At 54.5% G+C, this 4,796-nt stretch carries 5 protein-coding genes; 4 read left to right on the plus strand and 1 reads right to left on the minus strand.

The features are described 5' to 3' along the window. Nucleotides 1–234: 234 nt before the first annotated feature. The 4 genes from tauA to tauD are packed head-to-tail and all read left to right on the plus strand — an operon-like array spanning nucleotide 235 to nucleotide 3,649. Complete coding sequence (tauA, locus tag QZF50_RS22590) at nucleotides 235–1,197, plus strand: taurine ABC transporter substrate-binding protein (protein WP_001297135.1); 963 nt, start codon at nucleotides 235–237, stop codon at nucleotides 1,195–1,197. 12 nt (nucleotides 1,198–1,209) lie between these two features. Beyond that, nucleotides 1,210–1,977: a taurine ABC transporter ATP-binding subunit gene (gene tauB, locus QZF50_RS22595; protein WP_000939395.1), complete on the plus strand. Its 768-nt coding sequence runs from the start codon at nucleotides 1,210–1,212 to the stop codon at nucleotides 1,975–1,977. Beyond that, nucleotides 1,974–2,801: a taurine ABC transporter permease TauC gene (gene tauC, locus QZF50_RS22600; RefSeq protein WP_000114607.1), complete on the plus strand. Its 828-nt coding sequence runs from the start codon at nucleotides 1,974–1,976 to the stop codon at nucleotides 2,799–2,801. The genes tauB and tauC overlap by 4 nt, the downstream gene beginning before the upstream one ends. Further along, nucleotides 2,798–3,649, plus strand: a complete 852-nt coding sequence (gene tauD, locus QZF50_RS22605; protein WP_000004049.1) for a taurine dioxygenase — start codon at nucleotides 2,798–2,800, stop codon at nucleotides 3,647–3,649. The genes tauC and tauD overlap by 4 nt, the downstream gene beginning before the upstream one ends. 105 nt (nucleotides 3,650–3,754) lie before the next feature. Here tauD and hemB read toward each other — a convergent pair whose 3' ends face one another. After that, on the minus strand, nucleotides 3,755–4,729 hold the full coding sequence (hemB, locus tag QZF50_RS22610; RefSeq protein ID WP_001295337.1) for a porphobilinogen synthase: 975 nt from the start codon (nucleotides 4,727–4,729) through the stop codon (nucleotides 3,755–3,757). Nucleotides 4,730–4,796: the final 67 nt, after the last annotated feature.

Below are 4,796 nucleotides of genomic sequence, written 5' to 3' on the forward strand. Positions count from 1 at the left end.
GATATTGATAGAAATAATGAAGTAATAAATCTCGTAATGTGGTTGTTTATGCATCACTAAAATGAAGTGTAGTAATTTTCCCAATTGTTAGAACGGAGTAATTGCATATTTAATCTTTCCTTAGCCGTTTTTTTGCTAAGAATAAAATCATCTGTGCGATAACGACTAATTCTTTTAATGAATGTTTTTATTCCTGAATACTGCTCCCATAACAAGACAGGGGAGCAGACAATCATGGCAATTTCATCGCGTAACACACTTCTTGCCGCACTGGCATTCATCGCTTTTCAGGCACAGGCGGTGAACGTCACCGTGGCGTATCAAACCTCAGCCGAACCGGCGAAAGTGGCTCAGGCCGACAACACCTTTGCTAAAGAAAGCGGAGCAACCGTGGACTGGCGTAAGTTTGACAGCGGAGCCAGCATCGTGCGGGCGCTGGCTTCTGGCGACGTGCAAATCGGCAACCTCGGTTCCAGCCCATTAGCGGTTGCAGCCAGCCAACAGGTGCCGATTGAAGTCTTCTTGCTGGCGTCAAAACTGGGTAACTCCGAAGCGCTGGTGGTAAAGAAAACTATCAGCAAACCCGAAGATTTGATTGGCAAACGCATTGCCGTACCGTTTATCTCCACCACCCACTACAGCCTGCTGGCGGCGCTGAAACACTGGGGGATTAAACCAGGGCAAGTGGAGATTGTGAACCTGCAGCCGCCCGCGATTATCGCCGCATGGCAGCGGGGTGATATTGATGGTGCTTATGTCTGGGCACCGGCGGTTAACGCCCTGGAAAAAGACGGCAAGGTGTTGACCGATTCTGAACAGGTCGGGCAGTGGGGTGCGCCAACGCTGGACGTCTGGGTGGTGCGCAAAGATTTTGCCGAGAAACATCCTGAGGTCGTGAAAGCGTTCGCTAAAAGCGCCATCGATGCTCAGCAACCGTACATTGCTAACCCAGACGCGTGGCTGAAACAGCCGGAAAACATCAGCAAACTGGCGCGTTTAAGCGGCGTGCCGGAAGGTGACGTTCCGGGGCTGGTGAAGGGGAATACCTATCTGACGCCGCAGCAACAAACGGTAGAACTGACCGGACCGGTGAACAAAGCGATCATCGACACCGCGCAGTTTTTGAAAGAGCAGGGCAAGGTCCCGGCTGTAGCGAATGATTACAGCCAGTACGTTACCTCGCGCTTCGTGCAATAAAAGGAGGCGCAGATGCTGCAAATCTCTCATCTTTACGCCGATTATGGCGGCAAACCGGTACTGGAAGATATCAACCTGACGCTGGAAAGCGGCGAGCTACTGGTGGTGCTGGGGCCGTCCGGCTGCGGTAAAACCACCCTGCTGAATCTGATTGCCGGTTTTGTGCCTTATCAGCATGGCAGCATTCAACTGGCGGGTAAGCGTATTGAGGGACCGGGAGCAGAGCGCGGGGTGGTTTTTCAGAATGAAGGGCTACTACCGTGGCGCAATGTACAGGACAACGTGGCGTTCGGCCTGCAATTGGCAGGTATAGAGAAAATGCAGCGACTGGAAATCGCGCACCAGATGCTGAAAAAAGTGGGGCTGGAAGGCGCAGAAAAACGCTATATCTGGCAGCTTTCCGGTGGTCAACGTCAGCGGGTGGGGATTGCCCGCGCGCTGGCGGCGAATCCCCAGCTGTTATTACTCGACGAACCGTTTGGTGCGCTGGACGCCTTCACCCGCGACCAGATGCAAACTCTGCTGCTGAAACTCTGGCAGGAGACGGGCAAGCAGGTGCTGTTGATTACCCACGATATAGAAGAAGCGGTGTTTATGGCGACTGAACTGGTTCTGCTTTCATCCGGCCCTGGCCGTGTGCTGGAGCGGCTGCCGCTCAACTTTGCTCGCCGCTTTGTTGCGGGAGAGTCGAGCCGCAGCATCAAGTCCGATCCACAATTCATCGCCATGCGCGAATATGTTTTAAGCCGCGTATTTGAGCAACGGGAGGCGTTCTCATGAGTGTGCTCATTAATGAAAAACTGCATTCGCGGCGGCTGAAATGGCGCTGGCCGCTCTCGCGTCAGGTGACCTTAAGCATTGGCACGTTAGCGGTTTTACTCACTGTATGGTGGACGGTGGCGGCGCTGCAACTGATTAGCCCGCTGTTTTTGCCGCCGCCGCAACAAGTACTGGCAAAACTGCTCACCATTGCCGGACCGCAGGGATTTATGGACGCCACGCTGTGGCAGCATCTGGCAGCCAGCCTGACGCGCATTGTGCTGGCGCTACTCGCGGCGGTGGTGATCGGTATTCCGGTCGGGATCGCCATGGGGCTAAGCCCGACGGTGCGCGGCATTCTGGATCCGGTAATCGAACTTTATCGTCCCGTGCCGCCGCTGGCTTATTTGCCGCTGATGGTGATCTGGTTTGGTATTGGTGAAACCTCGAAGATCTTACTGATCTATTTAGCGATTTTTGCACCGGTGGCGATGTCGGCGCTGGCGGGGGTGAAAAGCGCGCAGCAGGTTCGCATTCGTGCCGCCCAGTCGCTGGGTGCCAGCCGTGCGCAGGTGCTGTGGTTTGTCATTTTGCCCGGCGCGCTGCCGGAAATCCTCACCGGATTACGCATTGGTCTGGGTGTGGGCTGGTCTACGCTGGTAGCGGCGGAGCTGATTGCCGCGACGCGCGGTTTAGGATTTATGGTTCAGTCAGCGGGTGAATTTCTCGCGACTGACGTGGTGCTGGCGGGAATCGCGGTGATTGCGATTATCGCCTTTCTTTTAGAACTAGGTTTGCGCGCGTTACAGCGCCGTCTGACGCCCTGGCATGGAGAAGTACAATGAGTGAACGTCTGAGCATTACCCCGCTGGGGCCGTATATCGGCGCACAAATTTCGGGTGCCGACCTGACGCGCCCGTTAAGCGATAATCAGTTTGAACAGCTTTACCATGCGGTGCTGCGCCATCAGGTGGTGTTTCTGCGCGATCAAACTATTACGCCGCAGCAGCAACGCGCGCTGGCCCAGCGTTTTGGCGAACTGCATATTCACCCTGTTTACCCTCATGCCGAAGGGGTTGACGAGATCATCGTGCTGGATACCCATAACGATAATCCGCCGGATAACGACAACTGGCATACCGATGTGACATTTATTGAAACGCCACCCGCAGGGGCGATTCTGGCAGCTAAAGAGTTACCTTCGACCGGCGGTGATACGCTCTGGACCAGCGGTATTGCGGCCTATGAGGCGCTCTCTGTTCCCTTCCGCCAGCTGCTGAGCGGGCTGCGTGCGGAGCATGATTTCCGTAAATCGTTCCCGGAATACAAATACCGCAAAACCGAGGAGGAACATCAACGCTGGCGCGAGGCGGTCGCGAAAAATCCTCCGTTGCTACATCCGGTGGTGCGAACGCATCCGGTGAGCGGTAAACAGGCGCTGTTTGTGAATGAAGGCTTTACTACGCGAATTGTCGATGTCAGCGAGAAAGAGAGCGAAGCCTTGTTAGGCTTTTTATTCGCCCATATCACTAAACCGGAGTTTCAGGTGCGTTGGCGCTGGCAACCGAATGATATTGCGATTTGGGATAACCGCGTGACTCAGCACTATGCCAATGCCGATTACCTGCCACAGCGGCGGATTATGCATCGGGCGACGATTCTTGGGGATAAACCGTTTTATCGGGCGGGGTGATACGAGTGCGGACGGTTCCCTCGCCCCCTTGGGGAGAGGGTTAGGGTGAGGGGGCGTTCACCGTACTTTCAACAGGTTAACTCCCCCTTTCTGAGAGGAAAAAAATTAACGCAGAATCTTCTTCTCAGCCAAATCCAGCGCAAAGTAGCTGAAAATCAGATCCGCACCCGCACGCTTAATTGAACCTAAGCTTTCGAGCACGACTTTCTCTTCATCTATAGCACCCGCCAGCGCGGCGAACTTAATCATCGCGTACTCACCGCTCACCTGATACGCGCCAATCGGCAATTCAGTACGTTCACGCAGCTCACGCACGATGTCGAGGTATGCTCCAGCAGGTTTAACCATCAGGCAGTCTGCGCCCTGGGCTTCATCCAGCAGTGATTCACGAATCGCCTCGCGACGGTTCATTGGGTTCATCTGATAGCTTTTGCGGTCGCCTTTTAATGCGCTTCCGGCAGCTTCACGGAACGGACCATAAAAGGAAGAGGCGAACTTGGTCGAATACGACATAATCGCCGTATCTTTAAAGCCTGCAGCGTCCAGCGCCTGACGAATCGCCTGTACCTGGCCGTCCATCGCGGCGGAAGGGGCGATGAAGTCTGCGCCTGCAGCAGCTGCAACCACGGCTTGCTTGCCTAAATTTTCCAGAGTCGCGTCGTTGTCGACGCCATGCTCGCACAGCACACCGCAGTGACCGTGAGAAGTGTATTCACAGAAACAAGTGTCTGACATGACGATCATTTCTGGCACAGTCTGCTTGCAGATGCGCGACATACGCGCCACCAGTCCATCTTCCCGCCAGGCGTCGCTGCCGGTTTCATCGGTATGGTGAGAGATGCCAAAAGTCATTACGGAACGGATACCGGCGTTGGCGATGCGTTCAATTTCGCGTGCCAGATGTTTCTCTGGAATGCGCATCACGCCTGGCATGGCTTCAACGGCTTTGTAGTCGTCAATTTCTTCTTCAACAAAGATCGGCAACACCAGGTCGTTAAGGCTAAGTGTTGTCTCTTCAAACATAGCGCGCAGCGCAGGAGATTTGCGCAGGCGACGAGGGCGTTGGATTAAGTCTGTCATGGTCTGCCTGATGTTTGTGGAATTAAGGTGCACAGTATACCTGAAGCGGGGCAGGAGTGTTTTACGA

Origin of the sequence: uncultured Escherichia sp. (genome assembly GCF_948475835.1) — a bacterium.
In the GTDB taxonomy this organism is placed as follows: domain Bacteria; phylum Pseudomonadota; class Gammaproteobacteria; order Enterobacterales; family Enterobacteriaceae; genus ECMA0423.

What these genes read in the sequence shown, in the direction of transcription:
- tauA (WP_001297135.1), top strand. Translation starts at nt 235, where the DNA reads ATGGCAATTTCATCGCGTAACACACTTCTTGCCGCACTGGCATTCATC.
- tauB (WP_000939395.1), top strand. Translation starts at nt 1,210, where the DNA reads ATGCTGCAAATCTCTCATCTTTACGCCGATTATGGCGGCAAACCGGTA.
- tauC (WP_000114607.1), top strand. Translation starts at nt 1,974, where the DNA reads ATGAGTGTGCTCATTAATGAAAAACTGCATTCGCGGCGGCTGAAATGG.
- tauD (WP_000004049.1), top strand. Translation starts at nt 2,798, where the DNA reads ATGAGTGAACGTCTGAGCATTACCCCGCTGGGGCCGTATATCGGCGCA.
- hemB (WP_001295337.1), bottom strand. Translation starts at nt 4,729, where the DNA reads ATGACAGACTTAATCCAACGCCCTCGTCGCCTGCGCAAATCTCCTGCG.